This is a genomic window from Collinsella sp. HCP28S3_E12, assembly GCF_052065595.1.
Classification (GTDB): domain Bacteria; phylum Actinomycetota; class Coriobacteriia; order Coriobacteriales; family Coriobacteriaceae; genus Collinsella.
This window is the reverse complement of record NZ_JBQHTS010000009.1, coordinates 39,964-59,366: the sequence shown is the minus strand read 5'-3', so window position 1 is coordinate 59,366 and position 19,403 is coordinate 39,964. Positions and strand designations below refer to the sequence as shown.

At 61.7% G+C, this 19,403-nt stretch carries 14 protein-coding genes; 12 read left to right on the top strand and 2 right to left on the bottom strand.

Annotated elements, in window-relative coordinates; genetic code table 11:
- The first annotated feature begins 7 nt into the window (after positions 1 to 7).
- From ACTNBY_RS05115 to ACTNBY_RS05105, 3 genes are all read left to right on the top strand, one after another.
- Positions 8 to 4,771 (top strand): acyl-CoA dehydratase activase-related protein, encoded by a 4,764-nt coding sequence (locus ACTNBY_RS05115; protein ID WP_441063658.1) that lies wholly within the window; start codon positions 8 to 10, stop codon positions 4,769 to 4,771.
- A 282-nt stretch (positions 4,772 to 5,053) separates the two neighbouring features.
- Positions 5,054 to 6,013 (top strand): 3-hydroxyacyl-CoA dehydrogenase, encoded by a 960-nt coding sequence (locus tag ACTNBY_RS05110; protein ID WP_154514839.1) that lies wholly within the window; start codon positions 5,054 to 5,056, stop codon positions 6,011 to 6,013.
- Positions 6,014 to 6,317: 304 nt separating this feature from the next.
- Entirely contained in the window at positions 6,318 to 8,054 is a 1,737-nt protein-coding gene (locus tag ACTNBY_RS05105) for an aryl-sulfate sulfotransferase (RefSeq protein WP_441063656.1), read from the top strand.
- Positions 8,055 to 8,123: 69 nt separating this feature from the next.
- Here the strand turns inward: ACTNBY_RS05105 and ACTNBY_RS05100 are convergent, their stop codons facing one another.
- The gene (locus tag ACTNBY_RS05100) at positions 8,124 to 9,263 is read right to left on the bottom strand and encodes a DUF389 domain-containing protein (RefSeq protein WP_441015161.1); all 1,140 of its coding nucleotides are present in this window, start codon (positions 9,261 to 9,263) and stop codon (positions 8,124 to 8,126) included.
- A 209-nt stretch (positions 9,264 to 9,472) separates the two neighbouring features.
- A complete protein-coding gene (locus ACTNBY_RS05095) occupies positions 9,473 to 11,173 on the bottom strand; it encodes an OPT/YSL family transporter (RefSeq protein ID WP_441063654.1) in 1,701 nt (566 codons plus the stop codon).
- 306 nt (positions 11,174 to 11,479) lie between these two features.
- Between ACTNBY_RS05095 and ACTNBY_RS05090 the strand changes: the two genes are divergently transcribed.
- The 9 genes from ACTNBY_RS05090 to ACTNBY_RS05050 all read left to right on the top strand — a co-directional run bounded on the left by ACTNBY_RS05090 (position 11,480) and on the right by ACTNBY_RS05050 (position 19,281).
- The gene (locus ACTNBY_RS05090) at positions 11,480 to 12,331 is read left to right on the top strand and encodes a type III pantothenate kinase (RefSeq protein WP_154514831.1); all 852 of its coding nucleotides are present in this window, start codon (positions 11,480 to 11,482) and stop codon (positions 12,329 to 12,331) included.
- An 88-nt stretch (positions 12,332 to 12,419) separates the two neighbouring features.
- The gene (locus tag ACTNBY_RS05085; protein WP_154514829.1) at positions 12,420 to 12,944 is read left to right on the top strand and encodes a deoxycytidylate deaminase; all 525 of its coding nucleotides are present in this window, start codon (positions 12,420 to 12,422) and stop codon (positions 12,942 to 12,944) included.
- Between the two features lie 176 nt (positions 12,945 to 13,120).
- Positions 13,121 to 13,399 (top strand): NifU family protein, encoded by a 279-nt coding sequence (locus ACTNBY_RS05080; RefSeq protein ID WP_370450539.1) that lies wholly within the window; start codon positions 13,121 to 13,123, stop codon positions 13,397 to 13,399.
- Between the two features lie 109 nt (positions 13,400 to 13,508).
- The gene (lgt, locus tag ACTNBY_RS05075; RefSeq protein WP_427747670.1) at positions 13,509 to 14,330 is read left to right on the top strand and encodes a prolipoprotein diacylglyceryl transferase; all 822 of its coding nucleotides are present in this window, start codon (positions 13,509 to 13,511) and stop codon (positions 14,328 to 14,330) included.
- A gap of 146 nt (positions 14,331 to 14,476) precedes the next feature.
- Positions 14,477 to 16,660, top strand: coding sequence for a DUF6020 family protein (locus ACTNBY_RS05070; protein WP_441063652.1), 2,184 nt, complete (start codon positions 14,477 to 14,479; stop codon positions 16,658 to 16,660).
- 167 nt (positions 16,661 to 16,827) lie between these two features.
- Positions 16,828 to 17,634, top strand: a complete 807-nt coding sequence (locus ACTNBY_RS05065; RefSeq protein ID WP_441063650.1) for a YebC/PmpR family DNA-binding transcriptional regulator — start codon at positions 16,828 to 16,830, stop codon at positions 17,632 to 17,634.
- A 165-nt stretch (positions 17,635 to 17,799) separates the two neighbouring features.
- The gene (locus ACTNBY_RS05060; RefSeq protein WP_195838499.1) at positions 17,800 to 18,345 is read left to right on the top strand and encodes a hypothetical protein; all 546 of its coding nucleotides are present in this window, start codon (positions 17,800 to 17,802) and stop codon (positions 18,343 to 18,345) included.
- On the top strand, positions 18,338 to 18,715 hold the full coding sequence (locus ACTNBY_RS05055) for a DUF2273 domain-containing protein (RefSeq protein WP_441063648.1): 378 nt from the start codon (positions 18,338 to 18,340) through the stop codon (positions 18,713 to 18,715). The genes ACTNBY_RS05060 and ACTNBY_RS05055 overlap by 8 nt, the downstream gene beginning before the upstream one ends.
- 44 nt (positions 18,716 to 18,759) lie before the next feature.
- Positions 18,760 to 19,281 carry an Asp23/Gls24 family envelope stress response protein gene (locus ACTNBY_RS05050; protein ID WP_154514821.1) on the top strand — a complete coding sequence of 174 codons (522 nt, stop codon included), beginning with the start codon at positions 18,760 to 18,762 and terminating at the stop codon, positions 19,279 to 19,281.
- Positions 19,282 to 19,403 lie beyond the last annotated feature (122 nt).

Sequence of the window (19,403 nt, the reverse complement as noted above, 5' to 3'; positions counted from 1 at the left end):
AGAGACAATGAGCAAACTCGTCGAGGGCATCAAGGACCGCATGGTCGCCGCCGCACGCGAGGCTGCGCCCACCGTGGTGGACGCCGCGCAGAAGGCCGCGACCGCGGCTGCCGAGAAAGTTGCCGAGGCAGTTGCCGATGCCAAGAACGCGGCAGGGGAGACGTCCGTCGCTAGCGAGCCCGCAGCCGCCGCCCACGCCCCCGAAGGCGCAATCTTCAACCCCGAGGCCGCCCACGGCAACCTGCACCTGGGCATCGACGTTGGCTCCACCACCGTCAAGCTCGCCGTGCTCAACGATGACAACCAGCTCGTCTACGCCAAGTACCAGCGCCACCACACCGACGTCCGCGCTTGCGCCCGCGATCTGTTCGAGGGTGCTGCGGCCGTGCTGCCGACGGCCCAAATGACCTGCGCCATTACCGGCTCGGGCGGCCTGCTGCTGTCCCAGTGGCTCGACCTGGAGTTTGTCCAAGAGGTCATCGCCAGCAAGCGCGCCGTCGAGACCCTCATCCCGGCCACCGATGTCGCCATCGAGCTGGGCGGCGAGGACGCCAAGATCATCTACTTCGATAACGGCATCGAGCAGCGCATGAACGGCACCTGTGCCGGCGGTACGGGCGCGTTCATCGACCAGATGGCAACCCTGCTGCACACCGACGCCAGCGGCCTCAACGAGCTCGCGGCCAACGCCACCACCATCTATCCCATCGCCAGCCGCTGCGGCGTTTTTGCCAAGACCGACGTCCAGCCGCTGCTCAACGAGGGCGCCCGCCCCGAGGACGTGGCCGCCTCCATCTTCCAGGCCGTCGTGACCCAGACCATCTCGGGCCTGGCGTGCGGCCGTCCCATCCGCGGTAACGTCGCCTTCCTGGGCGGCCCGCTGCAGTATCTCTCCGAGCTGCGCCATCGCTTCTACCTCACGCTCAACCTGGACGAGGAGCACCGCATCGTGCCCCAAAATGCTCACCTGTTTGTGGCGAGCGGTGCCGCCATGGCGCACGAGTCCAATAAGCTCAGCACGTTCCCGCAGCTCATCGAGGCCATCGATGCCCTGGGTGACACACAGGGCGCCGAGGTCGAGCGTCTGGATCCGCTCTTTGCCACCGACGAGGACTTTGCCGAGTTCAAGACCCGCCACGACACCGAGGTCGTCCCCAAGGGCAAGCTCGAAGGCTACACCGGTCGCGTGTTCATCGGTATCGACGCCGGTTCCACCACCATGAAGGCCGCGCTTGTGGGTGAGGACGGCCAGTTGCTGCATACCTGGTACGGCAACAACAACGGTGACATCCTGGGTACGGCCAAGGTCATCATGGCCGATTTCTACAACCACATCCCCGCCGGCTGCACCATCGGCCACGTGACCACCACGGGTTACGGCGAGGCGCTGCTCATCGAGGCCCTCAAGGCCGATTCCGGCGAGATCGAGACCGTCGCGCACCTGCGCGGCGCCAAGGCATTCCTGCCCGGCGTCGAGTTTATCCTGGACATCGGCGGTCAGGACATGAAGTGCCTGCGCGTCAAGGACGGCGTTATCGAGCACATCATGCTCAACGAGGCCTGCTCGTCGGGCTGCGGTAGCTTTATCGAGAGCTTCGCCGTCTCTATGAACATGGACGTGCGCGCGTTCGCCGACGCCGCCATCCATGCCAAGGCTCCGGTGGACCTGGGCAGTCGCTGCACGGTCTTTATGAATTCGCGTGTTAAGCAGGCGCAAAAAGAAGGTGCCACGGTGGGCGACATCGCGGCCGGTTTGTCCTATTCCGTCATTAAGAATGCCCTGTTCAAGGTCATTAAGCTGCGCGATCCCAAGGAGATCGGAAGCCAGGTGATCGTCCAGGGCGGCACCTTTATGTCCGATGCCACGCTGCGCGCGTTTGAGCAGCTCACCGGCGTTCACGCCGTGCGTCCCGACATCGCCGGCTGCATGGGCGCCTATGGTGCGGCCTTGCTCGCCCGCGATCGCGCTGGCGCCGACGGCACCTCGACCATCCTTTCGGCCGAGGACATCGCGCACCTCACTGTGACGCAAAAGCACGTCCGCTGCGGTCGCTGCTCCAACAACTGCCAGCTCACCGTCAATGACTTTGGCGGCGGTAGGCGCTTCATTACCGGCAACCGCTGCGAGAAGGGCGCCGGCCACAAAAAGCAAAAGACCGAGGCCCCTAACCTCTTCAAAAAGAAAAACGAGTTGCTCTTTAATCGCGAGGTGCTGAGCCCCGACGAGGCCCCGCGCGGCACCGTGGGTATCCCGCGCGCACTCAACATGTACGAGAACTATCCCTTCTGGCACGCGTTCTTTACGCGCTTGGGCTTTAGCGTGCAGCTGTCCGACCAGTCGAGCAAGAAGACCTACCAGGCGGGCATCGAGTCCATGCCGTCCGAGAGCGTGTGCTATCCGGCCAAGATGAGCCACGGCCACGTGATGAACCTTATCGACCGCGATGTCGACTTTATCTGGATGCCGTGCGTTCGCTGGGAGCGCAAGGAGGATCCGACGGCTGGCAATTGCTATAACTGCCCCATCGTCATGAGCTACCCCACGGCGCTGGCGCTCAACATCGACGAGATCCGTGAGCAGAACATCGAGTTCCTGTACCCGTTTGTGCCCTATCACGACAAGACCGAGCTCAAGCGCCGCTTGTACCAGGTGCTTGCCGTCGACCGCGTGGCCGATTCGCAAGCCGGTCGCGGTCGCGTGCGCGGTCCCAAGATCACGCGCTCCGAGGTCGATGCCGCCGTCAACGCTGCCTTTGAGGCCGATGCGCGTTTCCACGAGGACATCCAGACCATGGGCGAGGAGACCCTTAAGTGGGTCGAGGACCATGGCGGTCACGGCATCGTGCTCGCCGGTCGCCCCTACCACAACGACCCCGAGATCAACCACGCCCTGCCCGAGCTTATCTCGAGCTTTGGCTTTGCGGTCTTTACCGAGGATTCGCTTGCGCATCTCGTGAAGCCCGAGCGCCCCATCCGCGTCGTCGACCAGTGGATGTACCACAGCCGCCTGTACGCCGTCGCCCGTTTTGTGACGATGCGCAACGACCTGGACCTGATCCAGCTCAACTCCTTCGGCTGCGGCCTGGACGCCCTGACCACCGATCAGGTACAGGAGATCCTGGAGGCCAGCGGCAAGATCTACACCGTGCTCAAGATCGACGAGGTGTCCAACCTGGGCGCCGCGCGCATCCGCATCCGCTCGCTCATGGCCGCGCTTAAGGACCAGGAGGCCGAGCGCTTGGCCGAGGCCGCGGCCGCGGGCGAGACCTACGAGCAGGGCGATGCCGCGCCGGTGGCTCCCTCCACGGATGCCCCCGCATTCGCGAGCCGCAAGTACACGTTCGAGGCTCAGCGCGAGAGCGCATCGACCGCGTGGCCCAAGGTGCCCTTTACCGAGCAGATGCGCGAGGAGGGCTACACCATCCTGTGCCCGCAGATGGCGCCGATCCACTTTGACCTGGTCAAAGAGGTGTTCCGCGGTGCCGGCTACAACTTGGAGCTGCTGCCCTCGACCGATCACGACGCCGTCGAGGCCGGCCTGCGCTATGTGAACAATGACATTTGCTATCCATCCATTTTGGTGACCGGCCAGATTATGGAGGCCATCGAGAGCGGCCGGTACGACCTGTCCAAGACGGCCGTGGTTATCAGCCAGACCGGCGGCGGCTGCCGTGCCACTAACTACATCGCACTCATCCGCAAGGCCCTGCGCGAGAGCGGCCACCCCGAGATTCCGGTAATCTCGCTTTCGGCGGTGGCGCTCGGTGAGGACAACCCCGGCTTTAAGATTACGCCGGCGCTGCTTAAGCAGGCAGTCTACGCGGTGCTCTTTGGCGACGTGATGATGCAGATGCTTTATCGCTGTCGTCCATACGAGGCTACGCCCGGTGCCGCCAACGCACTCTACGAGGAGTACATGGCGCGCGCCCGCAAGCTGGCGCCCAAGTTCAACCGCCACAACTACACCAAGCTGTGCCGCGAGGCCATCCGCGCGTTTGACACCATGCCGCTCGTGGGTGAGGGCACCAAGCCGCGCGTGGGCGTGGTCGGCGAGATCTTGGTCAAGTTCCACCCCACAGCCAACAACCACGTGGTCGACGTTATCGAGCGCGAGGGCTGCGAGGCCGTGGTGCCGGGCCTGCTCGACTTCTTCCTGTACTCCATGAGCAACGCCGAGCTGCAGAAGGATGAGCTCGGAAGCTCTGCAACCACGCGCGCTGGTATGCAGGCGCTCATCAAGCTCGTGGACTGGATGCGTACGCCGGTGGAGGAGCTGCTCCAAAAGTCCCGCCGCTTTGAGGCGCCCGAGCGCATCGGCACCATGGCGGACAAGGCCCGTACGGTGCTTTCGGTTTGCAACAACATGGGCGAAGGCTGGCTGCTCACGGCCGAGATGCTCGACCTGATTGACCATGGCGCGCCCAACATCATCTGCACGCAGCCCTTTGCGTGCCTGCCTAACCACGTGGTGGGCAAGGCCGTGATCAAGGAGCTGCGCCGTCAGCACCCCGAGAGCAACATTGTCGCAGTGGACTACGACCCCGGCGCGTCCGAGGTCAACCAGCTCAACCGCATTAAGCTCATGATCAGCGTGGCCAAGGAAAACATGCGCGCCGGTAAGGGCTTTAAGCTCGAGAAGGTGGCGCCGCTCGCGATGGACGAGGTCACCGGCCAGATGCGTGACCATGATGGCTGCGTGAGCTGTGGCTCGGCCAGCGAGGAGGCCGTTGCATCGGTCGCCAAGCGTCTGGGACGCGGCATTAAGAAGTAGTTGGCCTGCCTATGTGCTAGATATGAGACAAACGGGTGGTAGTCGTGCCGGCTACCACCCGTTTTTGCTGGACATACGCTGCGTAAACGCCCCAACTATCACCTCTTCCGAATGCGACGTCTCAGTGGCACCAAAAATCGCTCTTGGAACCCTAAGATAATGAACATATGTAGCCGTTCGCCGCAAATTACCGTCCGTTTATGGAACCCACCCCCAGCGCGCGTCATCCTTACGGTTGAATAAATACACATCCATGGAATTACGTAAGAGAGGACTGTTCCTATGAGCTACAAGACCGTTTGTGTTGCCGGTGGCGGCGTGTTGGGAAGCCAGATTGCCTTTCAGGCTGCCTACTGCGGCTTCGATGTGACGATCTGGCTGCGCAGCGAGGGCAGCATCGGCCGCACTCAGCCCAAGATCGATCATGTGCGCGAGGAGTACATCGCGGCTATCGAGGGCATGGCGGACGGCACGGGCGAGTGGTGTGCCGGTATCGCCGATAGCGACCAGCCCTTCGACAAGGAGGCGGCGCTCGCCGCCGTCGAGCGTGCCTACTCCACACTCAAGCTAGAGCTCGATCTTGCCAAGGCAGTGGCCGACGCCGATCTGGTTATCGAGTCGATGGCCGAGGACACCCAGGCAAAGATCGACTTCTACAAGAAGCTCGCCCCGGTTCTCCCGCAAAAGACCGTTGTCGTGACGAACTCCTCCACGCTGCTGCCGAGCACCTTTGCCAAGTACACCGGCCGCCCCGAGAAGTACCTGTCGCTGCACTTTGCCAACTCCATCTGGAAGAACAACATGACCGAGGTCATGGCTCAGGACCAGACCGACAAGCGCTATTTCGATGAGCTCGTCGACTTTGCCAGCGATATCCGTATGCTTGCCCTGCCCGTCAACAAGGAAAAGAACGGCTATCTGCTCAATTCCATGCTGGTGCCGTGGCTGCTTTCGGGCCTTGATCTGTACGTCTCGGGCGTCAGCGACCCCAAGAGCATCGACCTCGCATGGACGCGCGGCACTGGCGCGCCCAAGGGCCCGTTCCGCGTGTTCGACACCGTGGGCATCCAGACGGCCTATAACATCGTCATGCAGTATCAGAAGGTGCCGGGCTTGGTGAGCCCGCTGCTCAAAAAGATGATGATGCCCTACAACTTTAAGGCCATGGCATCCGTCCTCAAGCAGATGCTCGACGAAGGCAAGTTGGGCGAAAGCTCGGGCGAGGGCTTCTTCAAGTACTAAAAAGATTCCTCGGCAACATTGAGAAACGTATCATTTGCAGCGTCAGTGCGCCGCAGCGCCGCTCGGCAACGGGACAATCCGCTTTATGCGCCAACGCGAACTTGTCGACTTTGCCGTGGACTGGATCGAGCACCATCGCGGCCGCCCCGATTGATCACTTGGGAGCGGAAGGGTTGCGGATTCCCTTCGCGCTCCGCGTTTCCGTATCGCTACAAGCTTAAACTTGCATTAAGGGGCGTTTGTTAAACTGCGAGTCATAATTAGACAGGGCTGGGCAAACGCCGTGGTATATGAGGGAACAACAATGGTATTCAAAGACGGTAACGATATGGAATTGAGTGACAAGGGCAGCAGGCTGTTTTCGCGTCGAGCGGCTCTTGCGGGTGCGGCGGGCACGCTGGCGCTTGCCGGGACAGGGCTCATGGGCTGCTCGGTCGGCGGGGCCGGCACGGGCGCCGCATCTACTGCGAGCAACGAGCTCACTGACGAGCAAAAGAAACTCCACAAGCAGATTGTCGCGACCTACGACGTCGAGAAGCAGGCGGCCATCAAGGAGCGGCTCGATGCCGAGTACGCTGACGGCGGCTACAACGAGACCACTCCGTTTATCGCGCAGGATCCCTTTGGCACCGATACCCTGAGCTGCTACGTTCGCTTTGCGACAACGGATTCCGTAACCGTCTCCTACAAGGTCGCCGGTCGCAAAAAGACTGGTGACACGCCCAAGGTCGCCGCGTTTTCCCATACGCCCCACGGCGGCGATGCGCCGGCCACGGAACACGAGTTCAAGGTCATCGGCCTCATTCCCAACCACAAAAACACGGTAACCATCACTTGCACGGCACAAGATGGTATCAGCCGCACCTCGACGTTCACGGTCAAGACGCCGGCTCTCAAAGGCGAGGAAGAAGAGCAGCTCGTCGTCACGTCGGGGGAGTCCAATACGCCGCTTGCCGATGGTCTCTTTGCCATCTTGGGCAACGACTCGTCCAAGCTCGACTTTATGTACCTCTACGACAACGACGGCCAGATTCGCGGCGAGGTGCCGATTGTCGGCTACCGCAGCCACCGCCTGCTGTTCCCGGGCGACGGTAGCATGATCATGAGCGTCTCGACTACCAAGATGGCCCAGATCAACGCCATCGGCCAGGTGGTAAACGTCTGGAGCACGGGCGACTACGAGCTACACCACGACTACGCTTTCGATGACGATGGCAACCTGCTGGTGCTGGCGAGTCACGCCGGCTCCGAAGCCGATTTGGACGTCGATCGCGCGGCTGCCAAAAAAGATAAGGATGATCGCGTTAATGTAGAGGACCTCATCATTAAGGTCGACATAACAACAGGTGACGTCTCTCTCGTCGTGGACCTGGGCGATATATTCCCCGACCTCAAGGCAAGTGCCAAGGTTGCCTCGGACGGCGACCTGGATTGGATTCACATCAACACGATCCAGTGGCTCGGCGGCGGCACCGTTTTGCTCAGCTCGCGCGAGACCTCAACGGTCATCAAGCTCACGGATATCTACGGTACGCCTACGGTCGATTGGCTTATGGGCTCGCCAGAGTTTTGGGCCGGCTCGGGCTTTGAGGACAAGTTGCTGCAGGCTCAAGGCGATTTTTCGCTCAACGCAGGCCAGCATAGTGTGACCTATCTGCCAAACGACGAGACGACCGCGACTGGTCGCTACCAGGTGCTGCTATACGACAACAACTTTGGTGTTGCCGAGAGCTATCCCAAGTTCGACTGGGGCCAGCTGGGCGCTGCGGTAGTGACCGACTACAGCAAGGGAACGCATTCGTTTGGGCGCATTTTTACGGTGGACGAGACCGCGCGCACCTACGAGCTTGTGGACCAGATCGCAGTACCGTTCTCAGGTTACGTAAGTAGTGCGCAGCGCGTCGGCGATTCGAATAGCATGCTCGTGGCATCGGGCATAGCCAAGACCTTTGCCGAGTACGATCGCTATGGACTGCCCATTGCCACGTACGAGATGGAAGCCGAGAAGTACATCTACCGCGTGTACAAGTACGAGCTGTAGCGCTGCGCTTGGCTGTGCCTGTGCTCCGTGGCTGCGCGCGCTCGTACCGGGCCTACCTCGCGTTCCGCATCACTTCACGTCAAACTCCACGCGATCGAGTTCGGGCACGTTGAGGTCGATGAGCTTGCGGGCAACACGGCGGTCGTGCGCCCCGAGCGTCTCGCTTGTCGTTACGCGAGCGACAGTCTGGCGCTCGACAACGCCCTCCTTGTCGCCCTCGGTAGCCGAGGTCTCGACGGCGACGGTGTAATCCTTAAAGCCCGGCAGCACCGCCGCAAGTTCGCGCGTGGTTTCAGTGACGCCGTAGCCGTCTTGCACGCCGGCCTGCGCCGAGCCAATAGACCCCGCCGTCATAATAATGCAGGGGATGGCAAAGATCACCGTGCCCACGATGATGCGGCGGCGCACCTTGCGCGATAGCTCGTTGACCTCGGCGTTTTCTTCAGCAGTCACAATACCGTCGCCGTTCAGGTCGCGCTTGAGCGGCACGCGCAAAAGAAGCAGCACGGCTTCGGCAGCCAGTGCGATAAAGACCACGTTGATGCCAAACTCATAAAGCGCCGAGAGAAACAGTGACCCGCTTGCAATGGCGATGCCATAGCCCGCCGCGCACAGGGGCGGCATGAGCGCGGTCGCCACGGCCACGCCGGCGATAAGCGTGGCAGGTTCCTGGTCACGCGAGTTGCCCAGCCCGCCCGCAAAGCCGCCCGCGAGCGCGACGGCAAGGTCCCACACAGTGGGCGTCGAGTTGTCGATGATGGCGGCCGTGGTGGTGCCAAGGGGCGAGAGCTTAAAATACAGCGTGGACGTGATCAGACAAAAGGCCATCTGTAGCGCGAGGCCGGCGACGGCCTCGACGGCAATCTCGCGGTCAAGCGTGGCGATGCCATATGCCATGGCAAGGACCGAGCCCATGAGTGGGCAGATGAGCATGGCGCCCACGATGGCAATGTCCGAGTCGATATCGAGGCCGATGCTCGCGATGAGCATGGCGATGATGAGGATGCATAAGTGCGAGCCGGTCAGCCGCGCCCCGTTTACAAAGCGCTTGCGAATCACGTGATAGGGCGCGCGACCCTCGCGAATGTTGAATGCGCGCTTTAGGAAGCGGCCGGTGTTCTCCAGGGCCTCACTATGGGCAGGTCGAATGCCGTGGCGCCGGTGATGGCGTTTGCGTAGTCGCTTGATCTGTTGTTTGTCGAGTTCCATGTCCACCTCGTATTGCCGCAGGAACGCGGGTGCGCTCGCAGCATGTACTCTACACCGTGGCGGGCGGGGCGGTCATCTTGACGTGAAACTTGGACGAGCAGGTAAGGGGGACGTCAAATGCGGTTGCGGCCGAGTGTTTCGACAGATACAGAGCGCGGGGCCGGATGGTCTCCGACCCTGCGCTCTGTACGGGTACGTTGTTGTTGGGTTTAGCCCAGCAGACTCAGGCCGACGGAGACAAACGCCAGGATAACGCCAACGACAGACTCGCCTCCCAACAGGCCGCTGGCGACGACCAGGCCCTGCTCCTGGAAGGCAGCATCCTTGGCAGCCTTCTCTTTGCCCGAAAGACCGGCGGCGTCGCGGTGTGCGGCCCACTTGTCGTAGGCGAGCTTGACGCAGGAGCCCAAGAAGGCCGTGAGCGACATGTAGAACGGCAGGTACACGCCCAGACCGATCATCATGGCCGGAATGCCGAGCCAATACATGACGATGCCGGCGATAAAACCGCCTGCGAACCACGGCACACTCGGGATGCCCGAGACCATGGTGGCGACTACGCTTGCCTGCGCGGCCACAAAGCTCTTGTCGGGACCAAAGGCGTCCGGACCATAGGCGGTGACGAGCGCGACCATGACGGCGGCAGCGACCAGTGCGCCCACGATGCCGCCGATGGCCTGGCCGATCCACTGTGCGCGCGGGTTGGTGCCCAGCACGGCGCCGGCCTTAAAGTCGTTCATGACGTCGCCCGCAAGGCCGCACGCCACGGCCACGATGCCGGCGATAAAGAACAGCTTGACCTGCGCAAGCTGCGCGAAGGCCGCTACGATGAGCATGACGATGAGGCCAAAGATCTCCATGGGGTCGATACCCGTCTGGCCGCAGCTCTGCGCACTCATGATGGTGGTGACAAAGGTGAACAGCGTGACGATGACGGCTGGGACGGCACCCAGGTCGAGCGCGACGGCGATGATCACGGCGATGGAGGCGGTACCCAGGCCGATGATGCCGGCGTCGAGCTTAAGCGAGCCCGAGATGAGCGACTGCTCGTCGGTGTCGGTGGAGCTGTCGGCGGCAAGACCGCGGACGATACCGCCGACCTGCGGCAGGATGTCTTTAAGGACGACGGCGACGCCAAAGCCCATCATAAGGCCCATACCTAAGGACTTGACGATACCCTGCGCGATCACAATATCGAACAGGCCGGCAGCGGTGCCGCCGACGATAATGCCAAAGTTGCCCAGCAGCGCGCCGGCAAACCAGAAGGCGACGGGGGCAAAGCCCACTAAAAAGCCGATGGACAGCAACATGGGCGAGTTGTAGATGGCAAAGGTCACGCCGGGGATATTGAGCGTGCACAGCATGCTGGGCACCACGCCCAGGGCGTCGCGCAGCACGCTATAGATGCCTGCGATGGCCATGGAGCCAAAGAGCTGCTTGCCGGTCTTGCCGCCGGCCTCGGTAGCACGCAGGGTCTGGGCTGCGGCGTTGCCGGTGGGAAACTCCAGCGCGGCGTCCACGATAAAGTGACGGTGGATGAGCGCCGTTGCCAGAAGGCCCAAGATGGTGCCGGCGAGCGCCACGATAAACATGTCGAGCCAGCTGATCTGGTCGGCATAGCCCAGCATCCAGGCGCCCGGGATGGTAAACGCCAGGCCGCCGGCGACCATGGCACCCGCGGACATGATAGTGTGGGTAACGTTGGCCTCGTTGAGGCTGGCATTGCCCATGAGCTTAAGGAAGAACAGCGAGATGACGGCAGCGAAAATGATCGGCCAGGGGAGGGCGCCCATCTTGAGGGCCGTGTAGGCCGAGCTTGCCGTGATAATCACGCAGCCAAGGACGCCGATGACGACGCCGCGCAGCGTGAGTTGACCGCGCATAGAAGTGCGGTTCGAGGGATTGCCCATATAGAACTCCTTTGCGTATATCCGCTTCCCCCGCAAGCGCCGCTACGGATACGGCGCGGGAAGTCGGGTTACCACGGGCCGCCGCGTGAGCTCGCGCACGACCGCGCATCAGTATAGCGGCAAGGTAGTCATTTTGGGACGGGGCTATTTTAGCTACCCTTTGACAGTCGACGAATTATCTGGGATTGGGGCAAATATCAACCGACATATTGGGGTAGCTAAAATAGCCCCGTCCCAAAATGACTACCTGGGATGGCTGGTTCGGGTAGGCGATATACTGCTGGGCAGACGAAAGGAGCGCCGACGATGCTTAATGGGTGCGCATATATATTGACGGTCGACGTGGGCAACACGTTCATTCGCTTTGGTCTGTTTGCCGAGGATTCGGCCGCGGCGCAGGAATGCCCGCTTGCGACGTGCGAGATCACGACGCCGCCGAGCATTACGGCCGATGAGGCGCGCATGAGGCTCGCGCGGGTCATGGGCGCACTGGCAGCCGATGCGGGCATGCCTGGTGTGCTCGTTCCCGCGGCAGCAGTGCTGAGCTGCGTGGTGCCGGCGCTCGAGCGCCCGTGGAAGGCGGCACTTTCCCGTACCTGCACGGGGCGCGTGCTCACCGTGGGGCCGGGACTTAAGACCGGCATGCCCGTGCACTACGACGACCCGGCCGAGATCGGTCCCGATCGCATCGCCGACGCCGTGGCGGCCCGTGCCGTCTACGGCTCTCCGTGCATCGTGATCGACCTGGGCACTACGACCAATATCGAGGTCATCGATGCGCGCGGAACCTTTGTCGGCGGTGTTATCGCGCCGGGGCTGGCGCTCGGCGCTCGCTCGCTCTCGGCCGCTGCGGCGCGCCTGCCGCAAGTCGAGCCCTCGGCACCCACGCATGTGATCGGTCGCAACACGCGCGAGGCCATGCGCTCGGGCGTGGTCTTGGGCGAGGTGGCCCGTATCGACGGCATGCTCGACATGGTGCTTGCCGAGATGCGCTCGACCAAGGCGGCAGGCGAGGGCAGCGTGCCCATTGTCATCACCGGCGACGATGCCGAGGCGCTCGCGGCGCTGGTCGGCCACAGCCTGACGGTAGACGACGCGCTGACGCTGCGGGGTCTCGCCGAGCTGTACCGCATCAACCAAAAGCCTCGCCGCGCATAAAGCCAAGGACGTCGGCGCCGGGAGGAAACAGCCCCACCTTTCACCTGCTACAATGGGCCAAACTATTTCGATTTCGGAGGTGTCTGCCATGTCGGACGATCTTCATCAAACCGCGTCGGGCAAGCGCCGCGACGTTATTAGCTGGGACGAGTTCTTTATGAGCGTGGCCATCGCCGCGCAGCGCCGCAGCAAGGATCCCAATACGCAGGTGGGCGCGTGCATCGCCAGCACCAACCACCGCATTCTTTCGGTGGGCTACAACGGTACGCCCTCGGCGCTCAACGACGACTTTTTCCCGTGGGGCACGAGCGATGACCCGCTGCAGGACAAGCATAACTACGTAGTTCATGCCGAGGCCAACGCCGTGCTCAACTACCGCGGCTCTCTCAAGGACCTTGAGGGTTCCACGGTCTACGTCACACTGTTCCCGTGCCACGACTGTGCCAAAATCCTGGCGCAGGTAGGTGTGGGCGAGGTTGTCTATCTGGACAATAAGTACGCCGACACCGACGACGGCCGCATCAGTCGCCGCATTCTCGACTCCTGTGGCATTAGCTTCCGCCAGGTTATCGTCGATGTCCACATTGGTACCGGGGAACAAACGCAGCAGTAGCGGCAGCGTGTACGAGCGCCGGGCGTTGGCAAAAGCGGCTAATTAAGCCCCGTCCCAAATTGACTGCTCGTGAAAGTCGTGTCCGCGCGCATGGACGGCTCGCGAGCGGGTACATGGCTGTAGTAACATAGCTCTGTCCGCGGGCGCGCCCGCGTTATTGTGAGAAAGGAGCCCCTGTGGCTGTTAACGAAGAGCTGCTTAAGAAGGTTCTTGAAGAGATTCGCCCCAACCTGCAGGCCGACGGCGGCGACATGGAGTATATGGGCGTTGATGACGAGGGCGTCGTCAAGCTGGAGCTCCAGGGCGCCTGCGCCGGTTGCCCCATGAGCGCTCTGACGCTTTCCATGGGCGTCGAGCGTATCCTCAAGGAGCACGTGCCCGGCGTTACGCGTGTCGAGCAGGTCAATGCCTCCGGCGAGGCCGAGGATCTGTACGACGAGTATGCGCCGTTCTGAGAAGCGAAAGCTGCGGGCGATGTGCTCCGCATAGACGTCATGCCCAAACGTGCGGCTGCGAGCGAAAGGCCCGCGGCCGCATTTGTATGTAGGGAACAGGGGGACCGATATGCTCAACGACCTCTACCATATGCTTGATCCTGTCGCCATTTCGGCGGGGCCCATCACCATCTACTGGTACGGCTTGGCCTATGTGGTCGGAGCTCTGCTCACGGCGGTCGTCATGTACCGCACGCAGCGTCGTTGGGGTTTTGACATTACGGTCGACGACCTGATGAGTGTCGTGGTTGGTGTGGTCTTTGGCCTCATCATTGGCGCCCGTCTGTTCTACGTCATCTTTTACGGTGACGGCTACTACTGGGCGCATCCGCTCGAGATCTTTGCCACCAACGAAGGCGGCATGAGTTTCCATGGCGGCCTGGTGGGCGGCATCATCGGCGGCGTGCTCGTGTGCCGCATGTACAAGCTCGACGCCTGGACCATCGCCGACCTTGCCGTTATCGGTGCTCCGCTGGCCCTGTGCCTGGGGCGCTGCGCCAACTTTGTCAACGGCGAGCTGTGGGGCAAGCCGACCGATCTGCCCTGGGGCGTGATCTTTGGCGGCACCGCGGGCGATATGCCGCGCCATCCATCCCAGCTCTACGAGGCATTTCTCGAGGGCATTGTGCTCTTTTGCATTCTGCAGGTGCTCAGCCGCAAAAAACCGCTGCTGCCCCAGGGTACGTTTATGGGCGTGTTCGTGATGGGGTACGGCATTGTCCGCTTTTTCGTTGAGTTCGTGCGCGTGCCCGATGCCCAGCTGGGCTATCTGCTGGGCGGCGTCATCACCATGGGCCAGCTGCTGAGTCTGCCGCTCGTGATTGCGGGCCTGGCGCTCATCATTTTTGCCCTCCGTCGCAACCGTCCCCAGCGCATCTATCTCGACGCCTAACCATCACATACCACCACAAAGGGGACAGGCGCCTTTGTGGCGGTTTTGCCAGGCAACGATGACAGAACCGTAACGTTTCCCCAGATAAAACCTGCCAAAATAAACCTGTCCCTTTTTGGCAGGTTTCTAGAAAGGCTTTTCGGACTGTGAAGGATTCCGATCTCTCCACAACGGCTGCACGCGACGCCGCCCGCATCGTTTGGTTTAAGCGCTATCCCGCCAAGCAGACGCTCGTCGCATTTTTGCTCGCCCTGCTGGCGACCACGGCGTTTTCCATCGATCCCGCCCCGGTGTCGAGCAACGCGGTCCTGGCGATCGATCCCAAGGCGACGGGCATGCTTTACGTGTGCTACGAGGTACTCCTCTCATTTGCCGGCCATACCGACGCTGTGATGCTGCTCGCGCTGGCCTGCCTGCTCACGCTGCCGTTTCGCTATGTGTTCTTTGGCCGCGGTGACGCTTGGCGCCCCTCGGTCGTGCTGCCGTCGCTGTTCTTTGCCGTCTGCATGGTGTTCGGCCGCAGTTACGACCTCACCGATTCGGCCGAGATTGTGCTGGGCGACAAGGCGCGCGTTATCTGCGCCTGGATTGGCGGCGCGGGCTGGATGCTTCTGGCGATTGTGTCCTTCTATCTGGCTTTTGAGTTTTTGGATTGGTTGAGTTCCCGCCGCATTCCGTTTTCGGAGGCGCATTTTGGCCGCGTGTGGCGTGTTACCCACGCCGTGCTCTCGGTCCATCCTTTTGTTGGGCCGTTTCTTGTACTCATGATTGTCTGGGCGCCCACGCTTATCGCCTCGCTGCCCGGCCTCTTTATGGGAGATACGGGCGCGCAGATTCGCCAATGGTTCAACTACCCCAATGGCACGAGCGACTACCTGCGCCTGCTTAACCCCAACGTGCTGCTCAACGGCCATCATCCGGTGGTGCACACGGCCATCATCGGCTCGTGTGTGCAACTGGGGTTTTCGCTATTCAATAGCGCCAATGCGGGTCTAGCCATCTACACCTGCGCCCAATTTGTCATCACGGCCGCCTGCGTGGCCTATTCCATATCGTCGCTGCGCAAGCTGGGCGTGAGCCTGCCGGTCCGCGGCGTCATCTTGCTGTTCTTTGCGTTTATGCCGATGTTCTCCAACTACGCGGCGCTGCTGACCAAAGACGTACTGTTTGCCGATGCGTTTCTGGTACTGCTCGTTCAGACCGTCAAGCTCGTGGCATGTGGCCTGCCCCGTCGTGATGTCAATGCCGAGCGTGCGGGCGAGCGCACGCCTGTGCTCTTTGCGCGCCACGACTGGCTGTTGCTCGTGCTGGGCGCCATGGGTTCCACGTTTTTGCGCAATGGCGGCCTGGTCTTTCCGTTGGCGGCCTGCGTGATCGCGGCGGCGTTTTGCGCCTGGGACGCGCATGTGGCCCGTCGCGTGGTCAAACAGTCTGGCGTCGCACCCTCATGCGCCACGCCGCGCTTCCGCTGGGCCGGCGTTCTCGCGGTGCTCGTGCTCTGCCTTGCCTCCAACATGTACTTTACCAAGGTCTTTATGCCCGCGCACGATATCACGCCGGGCTCCAAGCGCGAGATCCTCTCGATTCCGTTTCAACAGACGGCGCGCTTCGTCCAAAAGCACGACGGCCTTAATTCGGGCGTTAACCCCAAGGTCAAAGACGACGGCACGATTGAGGAAGCTCCCTGCGACGGTCTGGTGACCGATAAGGAACGCGCTGCGATCGATCGGGTGCTCAAGTACGAGAATCTGGGCCGCCGCTACAACCCCGACAAGTCGGATGCCGTAAAAAACTGTTTTAACGAGTACGCCTCACAGGAGGACATCAAGGCCTATTTTGAGGTGTGGGCCCAGATGTTCAAAAAGGATCCCGAGTGCTATATCTCGGCGCTCATCAATAACTACTACGGCTACTTTTATCCGAGTGCCCGCGATGCGTGGGTCTACAGCACGGCGCGCAGTGCCGAGATCATGGCGAAGCCCGATAACCTCAAGTACTTCGACTTCCATCCGGTCGATAGCAAGGTTGTGCGCTGGTGCGACCACCTGATCAACCTGTATCGCGTGGCAGTACAACGCATCCCGTTTATCTCGCTCACCATGAGCTCGGCCACCTATGTGTGGATCATGATCGCTGTGGTGGTCTATCTGCTACGTCGTCATTCGTGGCGCGGGCTGGCCATTTGGGTGCCGCTGCTGGGCGTGCTCGCCGTGTGCCTGATCGGTCCCTGCAACGGCTCGACCTACATGCGCTACCTGTATCCAGTCATCGCCTGCATGCCCTTTGCCATCGGCGCCACCATCACCCGCAGCGACCTCCTCTGGTCCTAACTTGGTGCAAAGGGGACAGGTTACTTTGCACCAAGGGGGGCTGCATCATCACGACGCCTTCATTTTGGGGTTTATCTCGCAGGCCACTAGGTATATCATAACGACGTTTGTTTATATTGCCCGAGCATCTGCGCTGGGCTTTAGGTCGAAACCGATAGGAGACACGTATGTCCGGACACTCTAAGTGGGCCACAACCAAGCATCGTAAGGGCGCGCAGGACGCCAAGCGTTCCGCCCTCTTCTCCAAGCTGAGCCGCAACATCACCGTTGCCGCCCGTCTCGGCGGCGACCCGCTGCCCGAGAACAACGCCAGCCTCGCCGCTGCCGTTGCCAAGGCTAAGGCTCAGTCCATGCCCAAGGACAAGATCAAGTCCGCTATCGACAAGGCCTTCGGTTCGGGTGCCGATGCCGCCGTCTACGAGAACATCGTGTACGAGGGCTATGGTCCCGCCGGCGTTGCCGTCTACGTCGACTGCCTGACCGATAACCGCAACCGTACCGCCGCCGATGTCCGTTCCGCCTTCTCCCACGCTGGCGGCAACCTGGGCACCTCCGGCTCCGTCGCCTTCCAGTTTGAGCGCAAGGGCCAGATCGTCGTCGCCAAGGAGATCCTGGACGAGAACGCCAAGAAGGAGACCATGATCGCCAACGGTGCTGCCGGTGACGAGGAAGAGTTCATGATGGCTATCGCCGAGGCCGGTGGCGACGACTACGAGGACGCCGGCGAGGAGTGGATCGTTTGGACCGCCGCCAACGACGTCATGGCTGTTTCCAAGGCGCTCGAGGAGCAGGGCATCCAGGTCAAGGGCTCCGAGACCACTATGGTTCCGAACACCCCGACCGAGGTCTCCGGTGCCGACGCCAAGAAGGTCCAGCGCCTCATCGACCGTCTCGAGGAGCTCGACGACGTTCAGGATGTTTACAGCACCATGGACATGACCGACGAGGTCATCGCTGCCCTCGAGGAGGAGTAGCGCCTGCACGGGTTAAGCTGTGCATATCTGGGCATAATGAAGCGAGCATACAAGCCTCGTGGAATAGATGAGCCGGATCCGCGTGCGTATGGCACCGGACCCGGCTCTTTTATAATGATGCGAATCGTTTTGCATTCTGTGGACCGAAACCTGAAGGGAGCGCGCGTGCGCGTACTCAAACGAGCCCTAGCAATCGTGTACCTTGCCGCCGCCATCGTGGCGCTGGGCACGCTTGTCTGCCAGTTCTGGGGACCGTATACGTATCGCTTTATGCTGCTGTTGCGTGACACCATGCCTCGCGTCGTCGTTACGGTGTGCGCCGCCATCGTGGCACTTGGCGTGCTCATCGGGTTTTTCCGCCTGATGTTCGCGCGTCGCGAGCCGTCCTGCGTACATCCGGCGGGGGAGCGCAACATCGAGGTCACCCTCGCAGCGCTTTCCTCGTGCGCTCGCGCTGCGGCAGAGCGCGACGACCGTGTGATGGTCGAGCATGTCGAGGCGCGCGTGCAGGGTTCCGACGAATCGCTCGTCCGTTTTAAGGTCGACGCCATCGCGCTCGATGACCGGGACGTGGCCTCCCTTGCAACCGCGATGCAGCAACGTATCGAGGAGGCCTGCGACACCATGCTCGGCACGCCGGGCACGACCGCGCGCGTCCGTTTTTTGCCGTCCAAGACTACCGTCCAGACCGTGGAGGTTTCCGGTGAGTGATACCAATCAAGACAAGACCGTCCGCACCCCGCGCCTGACGATCGACCAGAACGCTACGCCGGCAGGCGAGTCCGCCGACACCAAGCCCGAGGCCGGCGAGCACCACGACAGCGCCGCCAGCGACTTTGACGAGGCCATGGGTCTCATCAAGGGTACGGGGGCGGCCATCTGGAGCTATGCCGTCCGTCATCCCAACACCACGCTCGGAGCCGTCGCTGGTTTTGTGCTCGCCGTGCTGGTGCTCACGCTCGGCCTGTGGGACACACTCGTCATCGCATTCTTTGTGCTGATCGGCGCCGTGATTGGCCAGATCCGTGACGGCGAGAACGGGATCGTCAACTTCTTCGGCCGTCTGTTTAGCGGCCGCTAGTATGTATTCGACCGCCGCGTGTGCGGTGGGCATAAGGAGGAACCATGGCTTTTAACACGAAGGTCGATGTGGCCGATACCGAGCTCGAGGCAGACGAGACCGTCGCCGCCGAGGCTGAGGACGTAACGCTCGAGGACGGGGCGCTCGTCGAGGCCGAGCCCGCCGACGATGCGGACGAGGATGACGAGGAAGCGGACGAGTCCGAGGATTCGCTGACCTATTCCAACGGTGTGATCGAGAAGATCGTCGCCATGGCCACCCGCGAGGTGCCGCACGTCCTGGGCATGAAGGGCAACCTTATGCACTTTGTTCAGGAGCAGTTTGGTGCCGAGAACCTGACCAAGGGCGTGACGGTCGAGGTCACCGATGACAACCGCGTGGTCGTCAACATTTCCGTCATTATCGAGTACGGTGCCTACGCACCCGCGATTTTCGACGACGTTAAGGCGCGCGTGACCGAGCGTCTGGCCGCGATGACCGGCCTTGAGGTGGCAGGCGTCAACCTGCGCATCGAGGATGTCATCACCCCCGAGGAGTACGAGCACCGCACCAGCCAGCACGAGTAACCTACCAAATAGGGACAGGTTTGTTTCGATCGGTTTTACCTGCGAAAACGCTAAACGGTCGACCGCGCAAGCAAAAGTGCGGTCGACCGTTTTCTATATGCCCTCGATGTAGTCATACCGCT

What these genes read in the sequence shown, in the direction of transcription:
- ACTNBY_RS05110 (WP_154514839.1), top strand. Translation starts at nt 5,054, where the DNA reads ATGAGCTACAAGACCGTTTGTGTTGCCGGTGGCGGCGTGTTGGGAAGC.
- ACTNBY_RS05095 (WP_441063654.1), bottom strand. Translation starts at nt 11,173, where the DNA reads ATGGGCAATCCCTCGAACCGCACTTCTATGCGCGGTCAACTCACGCTG.
- ACTNBY_RS05100 (WP_441015161.1), bottom strand. Translation starts at nt 9,263, where the DNA reads ATGGAACTCGACAAACAACAGATCAAGCGACTACGCAAACGCCATCAC.
- ACTNBY_RS05050 (WP_154514821.1), top strand. Translation starts at nt 18,760, where the DNA reads ATGGCTTTTAACACGAAGGTCGATGTGGCCGATACCGAGCTCGAGGCA.
- ACTNBY_RS05065 (WP_441063650.1), top strand. Translation starts at nt 16,828, where the DNA reads ATGTCCGGACACTCTAAGTGGGCCACAACCAAGCATCGTAAGGGCGCG.
- ACTNBY_RS05085 (WP_154514829.1), top strand. Translation starts at nt 12,420, where the DNA reads ATGTCGGACGATCTTCATCAAACCGCGTCGGGCAAGCGCCGCGACGTT.
- ACTNBY_RS05090 (WP_154514831.1), top strand. Translation starts at nt 11,480, where the DNA reads ATGCTTAATGGGTGCGCATATATATTGACGGTCGACGTGGGCAACACG.
- ACTNBY_RS05105 (WP_441063656.1), top strand. Translation starts at nt 6,318, where the DNA reads ATGGTATTCAAAGACGGTAACGATATGGAATTGAGTGACAAGGGCAGC.
- ACTNBY_RS05115 (WP_441063658.1), top strand. Translation starts at nt 8, where the DNA reads ATGAGCAAACTCGTCGAGGGCATCAAGGACCGCATGGTCGCCGCCGCA.
- lgt (WP_427747670.1), top strand. Translation starts at nt 13,509, where the DNA reads ATGCTCAACGACCTCTACCATATGCTTGATCCTGTCGCCATTTCGGCG.